Below are 21,290 nucleotides of genomic sequence, written 5' to 3' on the forward strand. Positions count from 1 at the left end.
CAGTGATCAGTTATCAGTTATTAATTACCAGTTATGAGCAAATCATCTTTAACTGTTGACTGGTTACTGATCACTGCTCACTGATTTAAACCTTTTTAATCTTGAGAGATTTCAGGTAAGCGGTGGGATTTTCGGGGTCAAAAGTAACGCCATCAAAGAAAGTTTCCACACCGCGAGAGGTAGAGGTGGGAATTTGATCAGCCGGAACATTGAGGGCTGTGGCGGCTTCCCTCCAGATATCTTCCCGGTTAACCTTATCAACTAAAGCTTTGATGTCCGTATCGGCGGGAATATAGCCCCAACGGATGTCTTCAGTCACAAACCAAGTATCATGACTCTTGTAGGGATAGGACGCGTTATCAGCCCAGAATTTCATGGCTACGGGGCTATTTTCGATTTTGCGACCATCACCGAAATCGATATTACCTTGCATTCTTCCCAAGATATCGGCGGGGTCAATTTTCAGCCATTCCCGTCCTGAAATAATCTCGCACATTTCCTTAACATTAGCGGGATCGTTGCACCATTGCTGCGCCTCCAGAACAGCCATGGTTAAAGCTTTTGCCGCTTTGGGATTTTTATCCACCCAATCGGCGCGTAAAGCGAAGGCTTTTTCGGGGTGATCCTTCCACAATTCCCCAGTAATCAAGGCCGAATAACCGAGTTTTTTGTTAACTAATTGGGCGTTCCAAGGTTCCCCCACACAGAAAGCCTGCATAGTGCCGACTTTCATGTTAGCCACCATTTGTGCCGGAGGAACAACAATTAGGGATAGATCTTTATTCGGATCGATGCCGCCGGCGGCTAACCAATAGCGCATCCAGAGATCGTGAGTACCACCGGGGAAAGTTACGGCGGCTTTAACTTCTTTGCCCGCAGATTTAGCTTTAGCGAAGGATTCTTTCAGTACACCGCTATCGAGGGCAACTTTTAGATCCATGTATTCATTAGAAATGGAAATCGCTTGACCGTTGGTATTCAAACGCGCCAGAATATACATTGGTACGGGCTGTTTGGTGATTTTGCCCAAGGTCATTAGGTAGGGTATGGGGGATAAAATATGCGCCCCATCGATACCGTTACCCACCGAACCTAATTCGAGGTTATCCCGGGTTGCAGCCCAAGAAGCTTGTTTCATCACTTGCACATCGGGCATCCCGTGTTTAGCGAATAAACCTTTTTCCTTGGCGATAATTAAGGGGGCAGCGTCGGTGAGGGCAATAAAACCTAGTTTAGCGGTGGTGACTTCGGGAGTTTCTCCACTGGCAACGGGGGAAGCTGCAGGACTGCCGGCCGGGGAGGGACTGGTCGCGGTATTATTGGGAGTGGCGCAACCGTGGAGAATTGCTGTTCCTACGGCAGTTGCTCCGGCAGTGAAGATAAATCTACGTCTAGAAAGTTTACTCATGGACTAAAAAATCGTGATTAGAAACTAAACAAAGGTGATGAAACGGTGAAAAATTCTCATTATTTCCCCTAACTGACTGCGGTGATAACCGAGAAAATTTCTTGCAAGTAACTGTTGATTCAGTAAGGAGGCTTTGACTATTTTTATCTCTCGATCGCTTTTGCTTCTCCATCTGGGGAGATTTAGCAGTAGTTTTTGTCTAAGAGATTTTTTCTAGAAGCATAACAGTTTTGAGGAGTGGATAGATAGATAGGGGGAGTTTAGTCATCTGGGCTAGAAAGATCAGTTTATTTCAGGGTTATTACCGAAGCAATTAACTTAAATTTACAGTCTTCAACAGGAAAATTCGTATAGATTGTTACAAAATATTGTCAGCCATGTAATAAAAGCATAAAAATTTGTCTGAAACGCATGGCAGAGCGATGGGGGTTTTTAGCTATCTTGACTCAGTTATCGGATTTGAGTTTGCAGTTCACTGATTACCGGTTACTATTTACCGATTACGGAAAAATCCCCGCAAGTATTAGCGATGCCAGCAGCTTGAGACAATCTCTGTTATGCTTTGGAACTTGCCAAGGGCAAAAGCATATTATTATCGATCGATGCTTCCCTTTTATTAGATGAGTTCGCCGAATTAGAAGGGGTAGTTTTAACTATTGAAGATAAGCTAAGACGAATTTAAACTGGGCATTATTAAGTTAGCTAAAAAGCAGATAACCCTTGCTGTTCCAGTGTTCCAGTATTCTGGTGTTGCCCTATCGATCTAGACTAATTTAGATGCGCGGGCGGCTTATTTTGATTAATGCAGAGGAAATTCGCTATATTGAATTTTGGCAGGATCAAACAGAGGTAACTTAAATGTCGGACAAACAAGAAAGACGATATGATAAATTTAAGCGCGGCTATCAAGCTAAAATTGATCAACCCCCGGGTAAACCGCCCCAGGGTGGTTCTAATGTTAAACCGCCACCAAATCAGGACAAGGAGAAAAATAACCCACTGATTATCTATGCCCCCTTTTACCTGTTCCCTGTTCTAACTGATAACTGATAACTGATAACTGATAACTGATAACTGAATATGGCTTATTCTCGCATTAAAAAACTAGCAAATTATCTACGTCCCCATTGGCAAATAGTAACTGGTGGGGTAGTTGCTTTGCTTATTGTTAATCTTTTGGGTGTTTATATACCGCTTTTAATCCGGGATAGCATCGATGATTTAAGTAAATCTTTTGACTTCCAAAAAATCATTTACTATGTGATTTTTATTATCGCTTTAGCCTCGATTATGTGGTTTATCCGCATGATTTCCAGAGTGCTATTATTCGGGATCGGTCGTCAGGTAGAGTTCGATCTTAAACAAAAAATCTTTCAGCATTTATTAACCCTTGAACCCGCCTATTTTTCTCGACAAACTTCAGGAGATTTAATCAACCGTGCCACTAGCGATGTGGATAATATCCGTCGTCTGGTGGGTTTTGCTTTACTCAGTTTGGCTAATACTTTTTTTGCCTATGGGTTAACTTTGCCCGTAATGTTAGCGATTCATATTCCCCTTTCAGTCGCCGCCATTTCTGTCTATCCTTTGATGTTAATTGCTGTGCAGTTATTTAGTGGTCGTCTGCAGCGGCAACAGAAAAAAGTACAAGAAAAACTCTCGCATCTGAGCGATTTAATTCAAGAGGATATGAGTGGTATTACTCTGATTAAAATCTATGCCCAAGAAGGTAACGAGCGCCTAGCATTTAAACAAAGAAATCGCAAATTATTACAGGCTAATTTAGATTTAGTCCAGACTCGTAATTTTCTTTTTCCCCTGATTGAAGCTTTATCCTATGTGAGTTTATTGGCGTTGCTTGCCCTCGGTACTAGACAAATTATATCGGATAATATCACCATTGGGGACTTTATTGCTCTGTTAATTTTGGCGGAAAGATTAGTTTTTCCCACTGCTTTATTAGGTTTCACTATTACGGCCTACCAACAGGGAGAAGTGAGTATCGATCGCCTAGAAACTATCCTGTTAGCTGAGGCTAAAATTAAAGACAATGCCGATTGTATTCACCTAAAAAATATTCAAGGAAAAATTACCGCCAAAGCCTTGACTTTTTTCTATCCTGATGCTAAAGAACCAGCCTTAAAATCTCTTTCTTTTACCATTAATCCGGGGGAAATGGTAGCGGTAGTCGGTGCGATCAGGTCGGGAAAATCTACCCTTGCTAACGCTATTCCCCGTCTTTTGGATATTGCGGAAGGACAGTTATTTATTGATAATCAAGATGTCACTCAAATTGCTCTTGAAGATCTGCGAAAAGCGATCGCTTATGTTCCCCAAGAAAGTTTTTTATTTAGTACCACCATCGAAGATAATATCCGTTATGGCGATCCGCTGCTGAATTTTTCGGCAGTGAAATCGGCGGCCAAACAAGCGAGAATTGAGGAGGAAATCGAGAATTTCCCGCAAAAATACGGAACTTTAGTGGGAGAACGTGGGATTACTCTTTCCGGGGGTCAACGTCAACGGGCCTCTTTAGCGCGTGCTTTAGCCATCCAAGCACCGATTTTAATCCTTGATGATGCCCTATCTAGCGTCGATAATCAAACGGCCACGGCTATTTTGGAAAATCTCAGCCAAGAAAGCCAAAAAACCGTGATTTTTATCTCCCATCAATTATTGGCCGCTGCCACTGCTGATCGCATTTTTGTCATGGACTTCGGAGAAATTGTCCAGATAGGAACCCACGAGGAGTTAATCGCAGTCCCCGGAGTCTATCAAAATCTCTGGCAACAGCAGCAGTTAGAGTCTAAGGTTTTAGATTAGCCGATAAAATAGGGAATCTGCTAGTTATTACCGGTGAAGTTGTGGACTATCTCAATTATTCCTTAAGACTGTTTAAATGCAGCACAGCAGTTATCTTTTAGCGACAATGAACAAGGAGCAACTTTTAACCGAACCTTTTTTACAATTACCCACCGAAACATCAATACAAGTGATTTGGTTTACGGAATTTTTTGGCACTGGTCATCAGGTGCGCTACGGGGAAAAACTAGAGAAAATGGACCCCGCTCGTACTAGCAAATTAACTAGAGTTAGAGAAGATGCTCAATCGAGAACCCTTGAAGCCTATCAATCTTTAACCGATCGAGAAATCTGGCGACATCAGGCCGAAATTACTGATTTAAATCCGGGGGAAAGGATTCCCTATCAAGTCACCAGTTTTCAGGAAAATAAAGCGATTAGAAGTGATATTTATACTCTTACCCCAAGACCAAAAAAAGGAACTAATCTCAAAATTCTGCTCACTTCCGATCATCAATTAATGCCTATGACTGCCGCTAATTTACAAAAAGTTATTGAAACTATTGGACAGGTGGATGCAGTTTTTTTAGCAGGAGATTTAGTTAATATACCCGATCGAGCTTCCGAATGGTTTGATGATAGTCGCGGTGGGGCATTTTTTCCCTGTTTACAAGGTCGTGCTAATTATCCTCTGACAAAGAATGGTATTCAGACTATTTATAAAGGGGGAGAAATTATTCAAAATGCTCCCTTATTTCCTGCTATTGGTAATCATGAAGTTATGGGCAGATTTTCTACTTCTAGAGGTTTAAATGAACAGTTTAAAGATGCTATTCCTCAATTTATTGCTAAACAACTAGCGGAGGATACAGCAGCAATTAGTGAAAACTGGCTAAAAAATAATGCTTTTAACACAGAAACCTACGAAGAAATTTTTTCTTTGCCTCAAAATAAATATTATTCTCTCACTTTTGGCGATATTCGTTTAGTGGTTTTATATGTTACTAATATCTGGAGAAATCCCAATTTAGAACCCAGTGCAAGGGGAAGATATTACGAAAATCAAATAGACTTAGATAGACCAGAGTGCTGGGGTTATGGTCAGCATATTTTTGAGACAATTGCTCAGGGTAGTCCTCAATATCAATGGTTAGAAAAAGAGTTAAATAGTCGAGAATTTCAAGAGGCTAAATATAAAGTAGTTATGTTTCATCATCCTCCCCATACCCTAGGAGGAAATATCGTGCCACCTTACACCGATCCCGTGCCGACAATTGAACGGGATGCCACGGGAAAAGTTAGATCAGTACGTTATGATTATCCCCAAGAAAATGATTATATTATTCGTGATCTCATTCCCTTATTAGAATCAGCCAAGGTTAATTTGGTTTTTTATGGTCATTCTCATTTATGGAATCGTTTTCTTAGTCCTAAGGGTATGAATTTTCTTGAATCTTCTAACGTTGGTAATAGTTATGGCGCTCATTTAGGTGATAAAAAACGTCCTGTACCTCTCGATAGAAATTATGCGGCCATCGGTAATCCCAATGGATTACCAGCAATTATCCCGAATATTGCTCCTCTAGTGGATTTGGTTAATCAACCTTTACCCTATATTGCCAGTAATGATCTGACGGTTTTTAGCATTTTAGATACAGAAAAAGGAACCGTGAGCAGTTATCGTTTTGATACCCGTTATCCTGACTCCGAGGTAATTAAATTTGATGAATTTGATCTTTTTAGCGTAGGTGAAATATAATAAAATCAAAGAGTGCCGGTTAAATAGATTCTCTTGGGGTTAATTCTATGACTACTGTTACCAGCAATGATATTCAATAATTGAAAGACTTACTCTCGACAATGCGAGAAGAAACCCGTGAGCAAATAAGTTCCTTGCGAGAAGACACCCGCGAGCAAATTGATACGCTAAAGGAAGATAATCGCCAACAACTAGAAACCCTGAGAGAAGAAAATAACAAGCAATTTATTAACCTACACAAAGAAATCACGGAAGTCAAAATTATCACAGCTAAAATTGAAGGAACAATTCAATCCCAAGCAGTATTAACCCAAAAAATTCCCGATTTAGTTGAGCGGTTGACAAGGTTTTTAATTGGGCGATCGCCTGCTCAAGTCGTTCAGTCATAGACAACATCTAGCGTATAGGGCTTAATATATTCTAGCTTTCACGTTGCTGCAGCGATGGCGTACTGCTACCCAGTGCCTTCAGCATCGCACTCTACTTCAACGCTTCGATCGTAACTAAACCACCCTCAATTGCCTGAATTCGCAAATCTTATCCTCGTAATAGCTGCATCCCAATCAACGGAACCGTCTCTGATTCGTTGATGTAAATCTCACGATATTGCCCGTCCCAGATCACAAGCCCGATGTAAACTTCAAACGTGCAGAAAGTCCCATCGCCTAATGTCGCAAGATCTCGACCCTCCCAAATAAACCCTAACCTAGCAATTATGTCAGACGGCAAGGTGAGAAAACCTGAAAATCCTGTATCAATTACAGCATCTACTATCTGCGTTGTTTCATGGTTTCTGACTGCGATCGCCAACGTCGCCTCACACCCTTGATTTACACGACCTTACATCATGGCTTTGTTCTCAGCTTGCGCCAAAGTGATCGACGGCTGAATGCCCAATGCGAACAAACCATGTCTGAGTATCAGGCACTCGTGCAGAAAGTTGCTTCGCTGCGCTTATCAAATCATCCGCTACTTCAAAAGCCCCTGTTTCAATGTCGATCGCCACAATTCCCCCCTGATTTCCCTCCTCGACTTGGGGACGTACCTGAGATTGATAAATCTCATTACCACGTCGAGCAAATTCTTCTTTACTGTAGCGGGGTTGTCGAACTGTCATTGAAGCGACCCTGTGGCGACTTTTGCCCCTCTATTTTAACCAAACATGGGGAATCTTCCCTAACATTCCTCAACTGGTCCCACCAGAGCGGCATCGTACTTAAACTCACAGCTTCAATCCATGGGCATGGTACGTTCCCCAAAATCGATCGGTGGAGCAGTGGGAGTCAGATTAGGAAACGCACCCTACAAGATCGGCGATCGCACTTTTTTAGAATTCATAATTAAATGTCCTAATATCAGGTTCAAATGCTTCCTTTACAAGTTCTTTACTCTTCTCAGAATAGTAACTCTGATATGGTTTTGTATTTGATACATTTAGTTTTGGTAACGAGACGGAGATTCCAATGCGAGAGCATATTTCGTTGAAGTCATTATCTAGGCTTTCATATCTCCCAACAAAGTCAACAAGCAACTCATTGTTCTCATATATAAAATCTTTTTGATATCTAACTTCATTTTCACATCGCCATTTTATATATTCTTCAAAGCTACCTAAATTTTTTGTTAACTCATGCTGATGATGTGTTTCTGATTTCAACGCATATTTGTAGAGTGAAACTTGCCAATCCCATGGGTTTCTGACTACAGCAAATGAAAAATACTCATTGAATTTCTCTGCTCCAAAACTCTCTTTTATTTTGGATGCACTGACATGCGCAGGAAATGGATGAGGATCAAAGAAAGGAGAAGGAAAGCCCACCTTTTTTATCAACCTATGAGCTGTCCACTGCCATGGACTTATTGCAAATGGTCGTAGCACCGTTGTAATACTTGTGCCAGCATTCTTATAAATATGGACGAATATAAACTTGTACTCTCTCGATATCAGCATGCGTATTATTCTCCTCGTGCCTAACTACATATTATAGGTCAACTTTCTGTATAACACTCTCGGCTCTTCTGGTTTCTGTGTGGAAACGAGGTCTATACTGATAGTTTATTTAACAAAATAGTCCTAAAAGTCTTTCCCAGTAAACATTTCACAATTTCATAAGCAAAAATTATCACACAAAGTCGAGAAGAGCCCACTCTCCAGAGTAACGATATGAGTCAACTTTCTGTATATCACTCCATTTGGGCGCAATCGCAAGAAAATTTCCCCATATCACACCCAAAAGCGTGTTAGCCAGATTAGTTTACTGCAAACAATCTCTTTTAAGGAGACTTATCACAGAAGCCTTCTAGAATTCTAGCAAAGATTCTTAGAGCTGACTGCACTTTGTCACAAAATTTTACTATTATTTTGGCACTCTTAATGGTTAGAAGGGAAACATTGATCGCCAAGTCTGGTCAATTTTTGTCCAACGCATTTCAGGAAATGACCTAAATAAGGGGAGCATCTCATTTATGCAAGTGAGTAATTATACTTGTCCCTAAAACTGGTTTCTAGCAAGGCTTTCAAAATAGCTTGACATAAAAACCTGATTTAGAGGTTACAAAGGTGAGATGCTTACACATATTTAACTACCTCTTGCCTATTCTAACCAAGAAATTAATTTTGACCACTACTTATTACTTAATTACTGTTTATTTTGTAATTTTATCACTAATTCGTGGAAAGGTTGCCAATCGTCTTTATAAGTAATTGCTTCCCAAACCGATTCGATTAGCGGTCTAAGTAAAGCAGTTTTAGGATTATAATGCTTTAAAGTGTCGTCAATTTGAGACAAATAATCTGGGGGTGATTGATTTAAGACCAAACTATATAACTCTCGCCAACGTTGCCAATCAGCTTTCGGTAAATCCATATTTTCAAGAATTAGAGAACTATTTTCTCGCCAACCGTAATTAAATTGTTCACTTAATTGATAGAAAAAGTCGTGATAACCGAGGCCAGTTTCTTGGAGAACTTCCACAGTTTTGCTAACCAGTAAAGCGGATTCGGGAGTAAAAATATCCTCAAAACCTAACTTTTTAAGCATCATTTTTTGATAATAAAAATTGTAGTGCTGGTCATAGTTAGCCAAGGCCATATCTAACTCTAACAAGGAGACAACCATGGCCAGGGGAGATTGCAGTAACTCTAGATTTAAACGACAGATAAAAGGCTGATTACCGTAACTATAACGACCACCGTAGTCGAAATAGGCCGCCGTAAATTGGGGGTTATAGGAAGAAATAAAAGCGTAGGGACCATAATCAAAACTTTCCCCAGTAATTGACATATTATCGGTATTGAGAACCCCATGACAAAAACCTGCGGCCATCCATTGGGCTGCTAATTTAGCGGTTCTTTCAATCAAAGCGGCGTAAAATTTTAAATAGCGATCGCTATCTTGGGGATCGATTTCAGGATAATAATAAATAATCACATGATCGAGGAGTCTTTTAATTAAATCACTACGTTTAATATGAAATAAACGCTCAAAAGTCCCGAAACGAATATGAGAATTACTAACTCGAATCATCACCGAAGATCGCGTCGGGGAAGGTTCATCGCCGCGCCAGAGGGGTTCCCCCGTTTCCACCAAACTCAAACAGCGAGAGGTATTCACCCCTAAACCGCGTAAAGCTTCCCCAGCTAAGACTTCTCTAACTCCACCCTTGAGAGTTAACCTACCGTCCGCATGACGGGAATAGGGGGTCCGTCCCGATCCTTTCGTACCAAAATCGTATAATTTGCCATCAATACCCCTAACTTGACCGTAGAGAAAACCGCGACCATCTCCCAAAAAAGGATTATACTCGCCAAATTGATAACCATGGTAACGCAGGGCTAAAAAGGGGGTCAGGGCTTGAAATTTACCAAAAGCCTCGATAAAATGCTCATCTAAGGTTAATTCTGGCTGAATTCCCACCAAAGGTAATAAAGCATCATTGCGAAAACGAAGGATATGACGGGGAAAATCCGCAGCCGCAACTTGATCGTAGTATTGGTCCCCCAAGTCCTGCATGGCGCTTTCGTAAGGGAGACTGAGAAAGGGATTGGTGAGATGGTCTGTCATAGTGGTGGTGTCGATCGAGCGTTGAGGCGATAAAGTGATAAAGATAGCCAAAAATTTTTCTACTGAGACTATCAAACAGCGATGCCCGATTCTATTATGTATCAAGGGGACTATTTTCTTGTCCTTGAGGCCGATCAATCTGAACAATTCCAGACTCCCGACCAGTTGCGGGATAAGTTAAAAGATTTAATCGCCGCAAAACCGGAGATTTGTCCTCGACAATTGGCAAAATTCTCTAGTTTTGAGGAAAAAGCTCTCTATCTGCGCGATAATTACTGCGAGTTAGACCTGGGTGAGGAGGGTTATCTACAATGGTATGTGGTTCGTTTGGAAAAATAAGGAAACCCATTATTAAGTAGTTAGGTGTTAAAAACTGTCAGACACTCCCTTTATCAAGTAGGGCTGTTTTATTCTCCCATCAGAATATCAAAAGTAAAAGCGATCACTGTCTTTGTAAGATGAGGAGTGACCGCCAACTTTTTAAATATATGTTGAGCTTAATAGAAAAACCGAAACAAGTCAAGGACTTTCGGAAAGATCAAGGAAAAAGACACCCTTTATGGATAGTATTAGTAGTAATAATACTGGGAACAATGCTAGGATACTCAGGTTATAGAGAGCTAGGAGAGTTTGCTAAAGTTATCAGTTATCATTTATCAGAGGCTAGTTATCAGTTTACTGTTTACTGGACGGCTACGCCGCGCCTTTGGCAACACTGAAAAAAAGCTCCCCACTTCCCACTCTCCTATTAAACAGGATTGAGAATGACTAACTATTGTATCATCAGTCAGAGCGAGGTAAAATTATAGATTATGGAATCACCGATCGAACGTTTTCGACTATCTCAAACCGCCAAAGATAGCCTCATAAAATTAAAACGCTATACCAAAATTGACCAATGGAATATCCTCTGTCGTTGGGCTTTTTGTCGTTCCCTTGCTGAACCGAGTCTCCCCTCTCCCGTTCCCATTCCTGCCGATAGCAATGTAGAATTATCTTGGAAAGTATTCGGGGGAGAAATGGCCGATATTTTCTTAATTGCCCTCAAACAACGTTGTCATCAAGACGGATTAGGAACCGATAAAGAAACTCTAACTCAACAATTTCGCTTACATTTACATCGCGGTATCGGTTATCTTGCTGGGGATGCCAAGCTAAAAAAAATCGATAATTTAATCGAATTAGAGAGGGAAAATCTGAGAGAATCTTAAACAATAATCATCTATCTTCCCCTCTGTGTTCTTTGTGCCTCTGTGGTTTATTCTTAATCCTTATAATGGTTTAAACTCACCTTAAAAAACTTTTGGTCGGCCTAAAGTAGTGATATAGATAACTGCTTCATCGGAGGGAATTCCTAACACTTCATTAACTTGATCATCAAAAAAACCACCGATACCACTAACCCCTAACCCCAGATGAATAGCTGCTAAATTTAATCTCTGTCCCAAATGACCCGCATCTGCATGAAGATAACGATAGACTCGATCACCGTATTTAGCCACTGCTTTTGACAGATCCGCCGTATGAAAAACCACAGCAGCCGCATCCCGTCCCAAATCCTGACCTAAACAGAGATAATGTAACTCTTGCTGGAAATTTTTAAAGCGAATTTGCCGCAATTCTTGGGCTTTAGGAGCATAATAATAACAGCCTTCCTCTAATCCAGTTACTGCCGAAACAGCGATAAAAGTTTCCAATAAATCTAGATCAAAATAATCGGGATTGGGATCGAGATTTTGGTCGGCATAATCTTGGGGTTGATAGGTAAAATGCAGCAGCGCTCGCAATTCGTCTAAACTGAGACTAGCACCACTATAAGCGCGGGTAGATCTGCGTTTAAGCATCGTACTTTCCAGATCGATTAAATCTTCCCCCCAATTGACGGGACGGGATGTCACGGAAACTTTTAGACAAAAAGGAAAATTATATTTATCTTCCCAATTAGACGGGGTAACAGTTGCTTCTATCTTCTCATCTGTGGCTATGATAGTGGCTCGGTGTAGAGAGTTTAATAATTCCCCCTCGGCAATTTTGGGATAAAGAGTCGTGGTTGCCGAAGGGAGTGCCGTGGTACTAGGGGGGAGATTTTCCCGGATATTGAGCAGATCTGCCAAAGGAATCACCGTCATGACACTTTCTTTCTCGGAATCAAGATAAAGCAATTCATTCATCTGACTATCGTTAAAACCACCGATTAAATGAGCGCGATAGTCATTAATCGAGGCTGATAGCTCAATATTGCCCAATAAATGCCCTGTATCGAGGAAAATACGCCGATAGGCTCGATCCTCGTAGCGCCAAGCGGATCGATAAAAAATGGCACTGGTAACTAAAGCGATATCGGTATTTTCTAAAACAGGATTCCAGAAACAAGCAGATTGTAGGTTCGTCCAGACATCACTTTCCCAGAATAAAAGCAGCGAGTGACTTTGACCTTGATAACTGTAGAGACCGGCGGGTAAAAATTCCGTACCACGGGAGATCAGATAGACCTCGGCGGGGTATAATCCACCAGCAGAGGGTGCGGAACGCAGGTACAAGGGACTACCCATAGTAGCAATTTTGGCAGTTAAACCATAGCTACAGCCCAAAATTCGCGATATACGTCGCCAAAAGTCTCCTTTTTGGGGAACTATTTGACGGGAGAGGTAGGGTTTGAGATCGAAAGTCTGACCGATTTTGTATTCTTTGAAGGGATAGGGTTGTTGACTCCAATCAAGACCTTTACTTTTTGAGGCGATCGTCTGGGGGTCGTATTTGGTACGCTCGTGGTAGTATTGGGCGATCGAGATTGGCTGATCTGGCATGATAAAGATAGGCTGTCTAAGCTTTACTTTTTAGTTTAATATCGATGACCCCCAAAAAATCAACCAGCCAGAGAGTCGATCGGCTAAAAGTAAAGATAATCACCAATTTCACCCACATAAAATCTATGGAAATTATCGCTGTTTTACTGGGAGTTTTCGGTTTAGGGACAGGTGCGGGTTTATTAGTCATCCGTAACTATTACCACATCTGTCAACCGAGTGAAGTTTTAATTTTTGCCGGCAGTCGTCGTCCCACGGCCACGGGCAAAACCATCGGTTATCGTTTGGTAAAAGGGGGCAGCAGTATTCGTTTACCGATGCTAGAACAAGTGTATCGAATGGACTTGACCAACATGATCATCGATCTCAGGGTGGTTAATGCCTATTCTAAGGGCGGTGTGCCGTTGATCGTCACTGGGGTGGCGAATATTAAAATCGCTGGGGAAGAACCGATTATTCATAATGCGATCGAGCGTTTATTGGGCAAGAAACGCAAGGAAATCGAACAATTGGCTAAAGAAACCCTCGAGGGCAATTTGCGCGGTGTCCTGGCGAATTTAACCCCAGAACAAGCAAACTCCGATCAGATTGCTTTCGCTAAAAGTCTCCTAGAAGAAGCGGAACAGGATCTGGAAAAATTGGGTTTAGTTTTGGATAGTTTGCAGATCCAGAATATTTCCGATGAGGTGCGTTATCTGGATTCGATCGGACGGAAGCAAAAAGCCGAATTACAGAGAGATGCCCGGATAGCCGAAGCAAAAGCCCGAAAAACATCGATTATCAAGGATTCCGAGAATCTACGCCTAACCGCTTTGCGTCGTATCCAAAAAGATTTAGAAATAGCCAAAGCTGACGCAGAAAAACGGGTGCGCGACACTCAAACTAAGCGCGGCGCCATGATTGCTGAGGTAGAATCGGTGGTTATGTCCGATTTAGCTAAAGTACAGGCAGAAGTGGCGGTACAAACTGCCCGAATTAAGCAGGTGAAACAGCAATTACAAGCAGATGTGATCGCCCCTGCGGCAGCGGAATGTCAACAAGCGATCGCAAAAGCCCGGGGGGAAGCAGCCAAAATTATCGAACAGGGGAAAGCGCAAGCGGAAGGAACCAAAAAACTGGCAGCCTCTTGGCAAGGAGCGGGAAATAACGCTAAAAACATCTTTTTATACCAAAAATTGGAGTTATTGCTGAAATTAATGGTCGCTAGTGTCCCAGAAGTGCAGGTGCAAACGGTGACGGTAGTGGACGGGGGTGATAGTAATCTTGTCCCCAAAATGACTGCCTTTGCCGAACAATTGCGTCAAGCTACCGGGGTGGATCTGGTACAAATGGCTAATCGCTTAGCACAAACCGAGCCATCTGTCAAGGGTAAAGACACAAATTTTGATTTTAAACAATTGCCCTCTTGAATCAGTTATCAGTTATCAGGAGACAGGAGACTCCGAGACAGGAGACTCCGAGACAGGATTCAATAGATTATTTTATTTATTCTCCCCATCACCCCATCACCCCACACCCCACACACCTTTAGCTAATAGCTGCAAACCAGAGATTGTCCACTAGAATGTTAATCAAGTTTGGAGACCACCACCATGGATGACTTAATTAATGATCCCTCCCCTTCTCCCCAAGACCTAGAAATGACGCGGACTCCCCCCTGGGGAACAGTGACGGTATTGGAGGAAGGTTCCCGGTATCGCATCAATCGCATTGTCATTAAACCCGGCCATCACATGAGTACCCAAATGCACTACCATCGCAGTGAACACTGGATTGTCGTCTCCGGTACAGCGCGGGTAATCTGTGATGAAAAAGAAACTCTCCTCAAACAAAAAGAATCTACATACGTTCCCATGAATACCCGTCATCGGGTGGAAAACCCCGGTTCTATTCCTCTGGTGATGATTGAGGTGCAAAATGGCGAATATTTAGGAGATGATGATATTCACCGTTTTGATGATGCAGAATAGGACAGTTTTCTTCCGTATATACTTTAGTTATTTGCCAAAATCTCGATCGTGGATGAAAAAATTATCCTAGTTACAGGGGCTGCCCGTTCTGGGAAAAGTGAATGGGCCGAATATTTAGCCAAAATCAGCCAAAAACCCGTTATTTATATCGCCACCTCCTCGGTGGATGAAAAAGATCAAGAATGGTGCGATCGCATTGAAAGACACCGGCAGCGACGTTCCCCCCAATGGCAAACCCGAGAAATTCCCCGACAATTAAGCGAAACTATTGATAATAGCCCATTTACTCACTGTTTATTGATCGATTCCCTCGGTACTTGGGTAGCCAATTGTTTAGAAATGTCGGCAGCTGAATGGTTAGAAATTAGCGATCGATTCTTGTATTCCCTCAAAAACGCGGCCGTTGATGTTATTCTGGTAGCGGAAGAAACTGGTTGGGGTGTGGTTCCCGCTTATCCCCTCGGTCGTCTGTTTCGCGATCGTTTAGGCGATCTCTGTCGTAGAATTGGCACAATAGCAGACGCGGTTTATCTAGTTACCGGGGGCCATGCTCTTAATTTAAGTCAATTGGGTCAGTCTTTGTCGATAATTGGGCAATAGAGAAGTTGAGCAACGATTATCAGCGTCAAGTGATTGATTTTTATGCCCGTCGTCACGATTACGATAACGATTTTACGCAAGCTCGCGCCCTTAAATTAGTAAATTATCTCTATTTACAAAAAAAACAATCTGTGCTAGACGTGGCAACGGGAACGGGATTTATAGCGGTCGCAATTGCCCCAAAAGTAAAAAGTGTCATCGGGGTTGATTTCACGCCGGAAATGATTGCCAGAGCCGAAAAAAAGCTAGAAGCATTAAATATCGAGAATATTGACCTAATTAACGCTGATATAGCTGCCATTGACTTTGCCGAGTCTAGTTTCGATCTGATTACCTGTTCTCTGGCGATTGCACTTTTCCCCGATATCCCGCCAGTGCTGGCAAAATGGTATCAATGGTTAAAAAAAGGCGGTTCGATCGCCTATCGGCTGCCGAAATTGCGACTCTAGTGAACAATTATCGCCGAGAAATCGAGAAAAACGCCACCGATCAGGGGGTATGGCAAGATGCAACCACCTTTTTTATCACTGCTAGTAAAAGTTAGAAAAAGATCATGAGTCAAGTTAAAACCATCTCCGGACGAGCTTTACCCTTGCGAGGCAACGATATTGACACCGATCGCATTATTCCGGCTCGTTTTTTGCGTTGTATCACCTTTGAAGGTTTAGGCGAACAAGTGTTCGCCGATGATCGAGCCGCTTTACAGGGGAGTCATCCTTTCGATCTACCCCAGTACCAAGGGGCGAAAATTCTGGTAGTCAATGGTAATTTTGGTTGTGGCTCTTCTCGGGAACACGCACCGCAAGCGATTTTACGTTGGGGAATTCAAGCAATTATCGGGGAAAGTTTCGCCGAAATATTTTTTGGCAATTGTATCGCTAATGGGGTTCCCTGTGTCACTGCTGAGGCTAAAACCATCACCCATTTACAGGATTTAATTGCAGCTAATCCCGAAATTCCCGTCGATCTTTCCTTGACAACCATGACAGTGGAATGGGGGGATTTTGTCGCTACCGTGTCTATGAATGAAGGTTCCCGACAGATGTTAATAGAAGGGGGTTGGGATACCTGCAGACAGCTGTTACAAAATCTCGATCTGATTCAATCTACCGCGCAAAAGTTACCCTATTTAAGTTTCGTCTAGGGAAACAATCTAGGCTGAGGGTGCGTTAGCAATAGATTAACGTACCCCGGCAAGGATTTTGTTGGAGATGCAGCAGCTGTAAATATTAAAAAATCTGCCCTATGACTAATCCTGATAATAATCTCCAAAATATCCAAGAACCGATTTTAAACGCTCCCGAAGATGTGCGAAAAATCATCGATCGCGTTTTAAAATTGGAAAGAGATAAGTTATACCAGCGCAATCCTCGCAATATCAATGATGATGTTTTAACAATTATTAAAGAAGTAATCCAATAATCAGTTATCAGTTATCAGTTATCGGTTTACTGAAAAAACTTCCCCATCATCCCCTCCATATAAATATGAAACTACTATCAATAAAGTTATGTAATTTTCGACAATTTTATGGTAAGACTCCTGAGATACATTTAGCGGCGAGTTCTCGCAATACGACGGTAATTTATGGCAATAATGGGGCAGGAAAAACAACAATTTTAAATGCTTGTACCTGGGTTCTTTATGAAAAATTTACAGCAGCTTTTGCCGAACCAGAGTTATTAGTTAATAAACGGGCAATTACGGAAGTAACCACGGGAACTTCCATAGAATGTTCCGCAGAAGTAAACTTTGAACATGAAAATAAACGCTATCAGGTAAAACGAAAATTTTTCGCCTACCAAGATGTAAATAGTAAGATTAAATACGGTTCAAATAGTTTATATATGCTCTACGCTGGTGATGATGGTAATTGGTACACACCCAATCAACCAGCGGAGGATATTATTAATCAAATTTTACCCGAAAGTTTACACCGTTATTTCTTTTTTGATGGGGAATATATCGATCATCAATTTCGTAGTAGCAGCCAAGGTAAAATCGCCGAGGATACAAAAGAATTATTGGGAGTTAAAGTATTAGATCGAGCGATCGAGCATTTAAAAAAAGCTAAGAAATCTTTACAAGATGAGCTTAAAGATTTAGGGGAATCGGATTTAAAAAAGTTATTAAAACAGGAAAGTAAAATTGAGCAGGATTTCGAGAAATTAAAACAGCGTCAGCAAGATATTATTAGCCAGTTATCCCAGCAAGAAGAATTAAAAAAAGCCGTGACTAATCGCTTACTAGAGTTAAGCGGTGCCGAGGAATTAAAACAGTTAAAAGAAAAATTAGAACAACAGGAAAGAAATCTGCGGCAAGATTTAGTCAGAACTAAGGATAAGTTAAAGAAATTAATTTCTCAGCAAGCTTATCAAGTCTTTTTAAAAGAAATTAATCAAAATTTTCAGCAATTAATCGATCGCCTACGACAACAAGGGGAATTACCCAGTGGTATCAAACAGCAATTTGTCCAACAATTATTAGAGCGGAAAAAATGTATTTGTGGTCAGGAATTACAGGAAAATAGCCAAGCTTATTTACAGGTACAAGATTGGATGAATAAAGCAGGAATGGCCGATGTAGAAGAAGCAGCCATTCGCTTATCTTCCACAGTCAAAGAAATGGATAAAAAAGTCTTAGATTTTTGGCAAGAAGTGGATAATTATCAAGCTAATATTCACCAGTGGCGCTTAGAATTATCTTTAGTAGAATCAGAATTAGATGAAGTGCGGGATAAATTTCGCCATTATCCCGATGAAGATATTAAAAATCTGCAATCTCGCTTAGATGCGATCGAGGATTCCCTAAAAGATTTACGCTTGGAACAGGGCAGCAATAAAAATCAACTAGATATCTATGAGAAAGAGTTAGAATCCCTGCAAAAACAGGTACAAAAACAGCAACAAAAAGAGGAAAAATCTAATTTAGGACAACGACGTATTTTAGCGACTCAAGAGGCAATTAATCGCATTAGTGAGGTAAGACAGAGATTAGAAAATCAGTTTCGTTTGTCCTTAGAAAAACGGGTACAGGAAATCTTTAGCTCAATTTCTTTTACTCCCTATATTCCCCGTATTAGTCCCGATTACGAGGTAAGACTATTAGAAAATACCACAGGATTCGCAATTCCCGTGGCAGCTTCTACCGGAGAAAATCAGATTCTTAGTTTATCTTTTATCGGGGGAATTATCGATCGAGTGCGAGAATGGAGTCAGAAAAATACTTTGATGGGAATTGATAGCAGCACTTTTCCTCTGGTGATGGATTCCCCTTTTGGTAGTCTTGATCATATCTATCGTCGGCAAGTCGCGATCGCTATTCCTAAATTAGCCAATCAGTTAGTTGTTTTAGTGACAAAAACTCAATGGAGAGGAGAAGTAGAAACCGAGATTTCTCCCTATATTGGTAAAGAATATGTGTTAGTTTATAATTCTCCGAAAGCAGATTGTCAAGAGGATTTAATTAATCTTCATGGTGTTGATTATTCTCTGGTTAAACGCAGTCCTAATAATTTTGAATATACGGAAATTATCGAAGTTAATCGATTTTCCTCCTGACTGCTAAATTCTGTTGTTATAACTAAATTTTAACTTCTAATAAAACGATCAATTGCTGTGTTCATTACCCCAACGCGACTGGATAATTCCACAAGTTCCGTGGTGACAATATTATAATCCCCTAAATATTTCTGGAGATTAGTTCCCTCTTTTTGATGGCCAATTTCCACTAACCTTTCCTCTCGCAATTCTTGCAAATGATCGAGGATATTTTCTAAAGTATCTTCGAGGGGAGGTAAGGGAAAAGGAGGATTATTTGCTTGCAAAGCTTGGGTTAATTGCGTCAAAGCTTGGGTTATTTGTTGCGTGAACAGACTTAGATTAGGATGGGGAGGACTACCGCGATATTGTTCCAATTCCGTCAATAAAACTGTCACCCCGCGACCAAAACGAGGAATATAATTACTTAAAGTGATTGCCGGTTCCATTTGTGGAAAGGGTGTGCTAGGATCGTCAATTAATCGTTGTAAGGCCGTTTGCATAGTTGTATTTGCTCGTCGAGCTTTATTGCGATAGGAAGATAAAATTGCAGTTTGATAGGATGATTCTCCTAAATAAACTGCCATAACTGACTGAAAAAATATTTGATTAGCTTCTAATGCTTTAATGGCAGCGAGGGAAAAACGTTCATCTTCATTAACCCGTAAAAAACCGAAGGAAAGTACAAAGGCTAAAGCACTACCGATTAAAGTATAAACTATTCTGATATACTCTAAATTAATCCCGTCATTGCTGGCATCGAGACGACTGATAATTAAAGCAAAAATTGTGATAAAAAATACTGCCAAACTATAGTGAAATCGCACTAAAGCTAAAGCGATCGCTATAGAAATCACCCCAATAATTTCTAACCAGATCGAATTATCTATAATTGGCAACAATGCCAAAACAAAAAACGAGCCTAAAATCGTGCCAAACACCCGATTAAAAAAGCGTTGAAAAGTCAAGCTAAAATCTGGTTTTAACACAATAACTAAGGTTAAACCAATCCAAAAACTATGGGTAATTCCTAGCTTATGGTAAATCAAAACTCCTAGCGCACTTCCCAAACCTAAGCGTAAACCATGGCGAAATAGGGGCGATTCTAGATTAAAATTAGATTTTAATGGTTCCCACCAAGCTTTTTCTTGACCGTACTCTTTTTCTATCCCTTCAAAGTTCCGCTGCCAGGGATTTTTTTTATCGGAAAAGTTCTCGCTTTGCCGCAAATGTTGCGCTGTTTCACTGGCTATTTTTAGCTGTTTAAATAATTTTTTTAAACGATTATTTAATTGGGAAATTGCCACATAACTGCTATAATCATCCTGGGCATTTTCTAAAACTTTAGCTTGCAGGTTTTTTTGCTGCTCGATCGCCTTGAGTAATAGCTGCAAGCGCTCACAATCCGGTCGTTTATTTCTACCCAAAATTAACCCGGCAATATCTTCGCTAATTTCCGCCACTTGCACGAGAATATCTTCTAATAAAATACCCACCGTGGTCAGTTGTGGCAAGGGATGAAGATGAAGCAATTCTCGCAGCGCAATCAAGCTGGTATTAATGCGATCGCTATCTTCGATCAAGACGATTAACAATTCCCGCAGCTCATTCTTTCCCCAACGTCCCCGACGCGTCAAGGTGACAGTTTTCCTCGAACGGAGCAACAGCTGGCGAATTTGGTCAAAATATGGCTCCTCATGAGCATTAGAACGAGAGTGTAAAGGCAAAGAACGGAGATAGGTGGCGATACCCTGAAAATTTTCCGCCGTTACCTGACGTAAAGGCTGATTAGGGCGAAAAGGCCAGATAAACAGGGCTAAAAAAATTGTCCATCCCCCTCCCAACACAGCGATTCCGGCCCGTTGTAAAGCGACGACCATATCTCCCGATGGCAAAGAAACGGCAAAAAGCAGCAATAAACTAATTACTACCCCAGCTAACGCCCCATTTTCCCCGTAAACCGTCAAATAACCCGCTAGAAACAACCCACAAAAAACTATCACTACGGTCAATCCTAGCCAAGCACTGGCTAATGTGCCGATAATCAAAGCTAAAGCCATCCCGATAGTCGTAGCGACTAGGGTTTTCGCTCTCAGGCAGTAAAGTCCCCCCACATCCGCTAAAATCAAGGTTTGAGCCGCTAAACCGACCATTAACCCCACTTCTGACCGATCTAAAATATCACCGATAATAATCGGCACTGTGATGGCTAATAAAGTCCGAATCCCCCGCTCGATCTCGATATCGCCACTGGGACGCAATAAAAAAGCAAATCGCTGAAGTAGCATATAGCACTTATCTTAATGGTGAGGTATGAGGTTTTCGTTTTCGGGAGTCAGCA

Annotated in this window: 20 protein-coding genes and 1 pseudogene; 14 read left to right on the forward strand and 7 right to left on the reverse strand. The window is 41.3% G+C overall.

Annotation, left to right across the window (positions count from 1 at the left end; all coding sequences use genetic code 11):
• Window positions 1-85: 85 nt before the first annotated feature.
• Window positions 86-1,408 (reverse strand): CmpA/NrtA family ABC transporter substrate-binding protein, encoded by a 1,323-nt coding sequence (locus EWV60_RS13075; RefSeq protein WP_287232667.1) that lies wholly within the window; start codon window positions 1,406-1,408, stop codon window positions 86-88.
• Between the two features lie 858 nt (window positions 1,409-2,266).
• Between EWV60_RS13075 and EWV60_RS13080 the strand changes: the two genes are divergently transcribed.
• The 4 genes from EWV60_RS13080 (at window position 2,267) to EWV60_RS13095 (ending at window position 6,358) form a co-directional block, all read left to right on the forward strand.
• Complete coding sequence (locus EWV60_RS13080; RefSeq protein ID WP_002755630.1) at window positions 2,267-2,458, forward strand: hypothetical protein; 192 nt, start codon at window positions 2,267-2,269, stop codon at window positions 2,456-2,458.
• Between the two features lie 30 nt (window positions 2,459-2,488).
• Entirely contained in the window at window positions 2,489-4,231 is a 1,743-nt protein-coding gene (locus tag EWV60_RS13085) for an ABC transporter ATP-binding protein (protein ID WP_287232669.1), read from the forward strand.
• 76 nt (window positions 4,232-4,307) lie between these two features.
• Complete coding sequence (locus EWV60_RS13090; protein WP_287232672.1) at window positions 4,308-5,969, forward strand: purple acid phosphatase family protein; 1,662 nt, start codon at window positions 4,308-4,310, stop codon at window positions 5,967-5,969.
• A gap of 101 nt (window positions 5,970-6,070) precedes the next feature.
• Window positions 6,071-6,358: a hypothetical protein gene (locus EWV60_RS13095; RefSeq protein ID WP_002755636.1), complete on the forward strand. Its 288-nt coding sequence runs from the start codon at window positions 6,071-6,073 to the stop codon at window positions 6,356-6,358.
• A 148-nt stretch (window positions 6,359-6,506) separates the two neighbouring features.
• On the opposite strand, the gene EWV60_RS13100 is transcribed toward EWV60_RS13095, so the two are convergent.
• The 4 genes from EWV60_RS13100 to EWV60_RS13115 all read right to left on the reverse strand — a co-directional run bounded on the left by EWV60_RS13100 (window position 6,507) and on the right by EWV60_RS13115 (window position 10,033).
• Window positions 6,507-6,779 (reverse strand): clan AA aspartic protease, encoded by a 273-nt coding sequence (locus EWV60_RS13100; protein ID WP_287232674.1) that lies wholly within the window; start codon window positions 6,777-6,779, stop codon window positions 6,507-6,509.
• Window positions 6,780-6,828: 49 nt separating this feature from the next.
• On the reverse strand, window positions 6,829-7,086 hold the full coding sequence (locus EWV60_RS13105; protein ID WP_287232677.1) for a hypothetical protein: 258 nt from the start codon (window positions 7,084-7,086) through the stop codon (window positions 6,829-6,831).
• A 210-nt stretch (window positions 7,087-7,296) separates the two neighbouring features.
• Complete coding sequence (locus tag EWV60_RS13110) at window positions 7,297-7,920, reverse strand: sulfotransferase family 2 domain-containing protein (protein WP_287232679.1); 624 nt, start codon at window positions 7,918-7,920, stop codon at window positions 7,297-7,299.
• Window positions 7,921-8,608: 688 nt separating this feature from the next.
• Window positions 8,609-10,033 (reverse strand): protein adenylyltransferase SelO, encoded by a 1,425-nt coding sequence (locus tag EWV60_RS13115; protein ID WP_043997144.1) that lies wholly within the window; start codon window positions 10,031-10,033, stop codon window positions 8,609-8,611.
• A gap of 81 nt (window positions 10,034-10,114) precedes the next feature.
• Here EWV60_RS13115 and EWV60_RS13120 point away from each other — a divergent pair, with 81 nt between their 5' ends.
• The 3 genes and pseudogenes from EWV60_RS13120 to dndE all read left to right on the forward strand — a co-directional run bounded on the left by EWV60_RS13120 (window position 10,115) and on the right by dndE (window position 11,244).
• On the forward strand, window positions 10,115-10,372 hold the full coding sequence (locus tag EWV60_RS13120) for a CRR7 family NDH-1 assembly protein (RefSeq protein ID WP_002773081.1): 258 nt from the start codon (window positions 10,115-10,117) through the stop codon (window positions 10,370-10,372).
• Window positions 10,373-10,521: 149 nt separating this feature from the next.
• A pseudogene (locus EWV60_RS13125) lies at window positions 10,522-10,695 on the forward strand (transposase family protein); the annotation flags it as partial.
• Between the two features lie 150 nt (window positions 10,696-10,845).
• A complete protein-coding gene (dndE, locus tag EWV60_RS13130; RefSeq protein ID WP_002735106.1) occupies window positions 10,846-11,244 on the forward strand; it encodes a DNA sulfur modification protein DndE in 399 nt (132 codons plus the stop codon).
• An 81-nt stretch (window positions 11,245-11,325) separates the two neighbouring features.
• Here dndE and EWV60_RS13135 read toward each other — a convergent pair whose 3' ends face one another.
• The gene (locus EWV60_RS13135; protein ID WP_287232682.1) at window positions 11,326-12,840 is read right to left on the reverse strand and encodes a SagB/ThcOx family dehydrogenase; all 1,515 of its coding nucleotides are present in this window, start codon (window positions 12,838-12,840) and stop codon (window positions 11,326-11,328) included.
• Between the two features lie 125 nt (window positions 12,841-12,965).
• Between EWV60_RS13135 and EWV60_RS13140 the strand changes: the two genes are divergently transcribed.
• The 7 genes from EWV60_RS13140 (at window position 12,966) to EWV60_RS13170 (ending at window position 18,970) form a co-directional block, all read left to right on the forward strand.
• Complete coding sequence (locus tag EWV60_RS13140) at window positions 12,966-14,249, forward strand: flotillin family protein (RefSeq protein ID WP_287232684.1); 1,284 nt, start codon at window positions 12,966-12,968, stop codon at window positions 14,247-14,249.
• A 183-nt stretch (window positions 14,250-14,432) separates the two neighbouring features.
• Window positions 14,433-14,810, forward strand: coding sequence for a phosphomannose isomerase type II C-terminal cupin domain (locus tag EWV60_RS13145; RefSeq protein WP_016514790.1), 378 nt, complete (start codon window positions 14,433-14,435; stop codon window positions 14,808-14,810).
• Between the two features lie 48 nt (window positions 14,811-14,858).
• The gene (gene cobU, locus EWV60_RS13150; RefSeq protein ID WP_002755665.1) at window positions 14,859-15,410 is read left to right on the forward strand and encodes a bifunctional adenosylcobinamide kinase/adenosylcobinamide-phosphate guanylyltransferase; all 552 of its coding nucleotides are present in this window, start codon (window positions 14,859-14,861) and stop codon (window positions 15,408-15,410) included.
• A 5-nt stretch (window positions 15,411-15,415) separates the two neighbouring features.
• Window positions 15,416-15,859 (forward strand): class I SAM-dependent methyltransferase, encoded by a 444-nt coding sequence (locus EWV60_RS13155; RefSeq protein WP_016514791.1) that lies wholly within the window; start codon window positions 15,416-15,418, stop codon window positions 15,857-15,859.
• A 104-nt stretch (window positions 15,860-15,963) separates the two neighbouring features.
• A complete protein-coding gene (leuD, locus tag EWV60_RS13160) occupies window positions 15,964-16,554 on the forward strand; it encodes a 3-isopropylmalate dehydratase small subunit (RefSeq protein ID WP_002773071.1) in 591 nt (196 codons plus the stop codon).
• Window positions 16,555-16,655: 101 nt separating this feature from the next.
• Window positions 16,656-16,832, forward strand: coding sequence for a hypothetical protein (locus EWV60_RS13165; RefSeq protein ID WP_002737666.1), 177 nt, complete (start codon window positions 16,656-16,658; stop codon window positions 16,830-16,832).
• A gap of 65 nt (window positions 16,833-16,897) precedes the next feature.
• Window positions 16,898-18,970 carry an AAA family ATPase gene (locus tag EWV60_RS13170; protein WP_287232688.1) on the forward strand — a complete coding sequence of 691 codons (2,073 nt, stop codon included), beginning with the start codon at window positions 16,898-16,900 and terminating at the stop codon, window positions 18,968-18,970.
• A 29-nt stretch (window positions 18,971-18,999) separates the two neighbouring features.
• On the opposite strand, the gene EWV60_RS13175 is transcribed toward EWV60_RS13170, so the two are convergent.
• A complete protein-coding gene (locus tag EWV60_RS13175) occupies window positions 19,000-21,237 on the reverse strand; it encodes an FUSC family protein (protein ID WP_287232690.1) in 2,238 nt (745 codons plus the stop codon).
• Window positions 21,238-21,290 lie beyond the last annotated feature (53 nt).

This window comes from Microcystis sp. Msp_OC_L_20101000_S702 (assembly GCF_007095705.1).
Taxonomy (GTDB): Bacteria; Cyanobacteriota; Cyanobacteriia; order Cyanobacteriales; family Microcystaceae; genus Microcystis; species Microcystis ichthyoblabe_A.

What these genes read in the sequence shown, in the direction of transcription:
- EWV60_RS13145 (WP_016514790.1), top strand. Translation starts at nt 14,433, where the DNA reads ATGGATGACTTAATTAATGATCCCTCCCCTTCTCCCCAAGACCTAGAA.
- EWV60_RS13075 (WP_287232667.1), bottom strand. Translation starts at nt 1,408, where the DNA reads ATGAGTAAACTTTCTAGACGTAGATTTATCTTCACTGCCGGAGCAACT.
- EWV60_RS13090 (WP_287232672.1), top strand. Translation starts at nt 4,308, where the DNA reads ATGCAGCACAGCAGTTATCTTTTAGCGACAATGAACAAGGAGCAACTT.
- EWV60_RS13095 (WP_002755636.1), top strand. Translation starts at nt 6,071, where the DNA reads ATGCGAGAAGAAACCCGTGAGCAAATAAGTTCCTTGCGAGAAGACACC.
- EWV60_RS13115 (WP_043997144.1), bottom strand. Translation starts at nt 10,033, where the DNA reads ATGACAGACCATCTCACCAATCCCTTTCTCAGTCTCCCTTACGAAAGC.
- EWV60_RS13165 (WP_002737666.1), top strand. Translation starts at nt 16,656, where the DNA reads ATGACTAATCCTGATAATAATCTCCAAAATATCCAAGAACCGATTTTA.
- EWV60_RS13105 (WP_287232677.1), bottom strand. Translation starts at nt 7,086, where the DNA reads ATGACAGTTCGACAACCCCGCTACAGTAAAGAAGAATTTGCTCGACGT.
- EWV60_RS13140 (WP_287232684.1), top strand. Translation starts at nt 12,966, where the DNA reads ATGGAAATTATCGCTGTTTTACTGGGAGTTTTCGGTTTAGGGACAGGT.
- EWV60_RS13080 (WP_002755630.1), top strand. Translation starts at nt 2,267, where the DNA reads ATGTCGGACAAACAAGAAAGACGATATGATAAATTTAAGCGCGGCTAT.
- EWV60_RS13175 (WP_287232690.1), bottom strand. Translation starts at nt 21,237, where the DNA reads ATGCTACTTCAGCGATTTGCTTTTTTATTGCGTCCCAGTGGCGATATC.
- EWV60_RS13085 (WP_287232669.1), top strand. Translation starts at nt 2,489, where the DNA reads ATGGCTTATTCTCGCATTAAAAAACTAGCAAATTATCTACGTCCCCAT.
- EWV60_RS13135 (WP_287232682.1), bottom strand. Translation starts at nt 12,840, where the DNA reads ATGCCAGATCAGCCAATCTCGATCGCCCAATACTACCACGAGCGTACC.
- leuD (WP_002773071.1), top strand. Translation starts at nt 15,964, where the DNA reads ATGAGTCAAGTTAAAACCATCTCCGGACGAGCTTTACCCTTGCGAGGC.
- dndE (WP_002735106.1), top strand. Translation starts at nt 10,846, where the DNA reads ATGGAATCACCGATCGAACGTTTTCGACTATCTCAAACCGCCAAAGAT.
- EWV60_RS13110 (WP_287232679.1), bottom strand. Translation starts at nt 7,920, where the DNA reads ATGCTGATATCGAGAGAGTACAAGTTTATATTCGTCCATATTTATAAG.
- EWV60_RS13120 (WP_002773081.1), top strand. Translation starts at nt 10,115, where the DNA reads ATGCCCGATTCTATTATGTATCAAGGGGACTATTTTCTTGTCCTTGAG.
- EWV60_RS13170 (WP_287232688.1), top strand. Translation starts at nt 16,898, where the DNA reads ATGAAACTACTATCAATAAAGTTATGTAATTTTCGACAATTTTATGGT.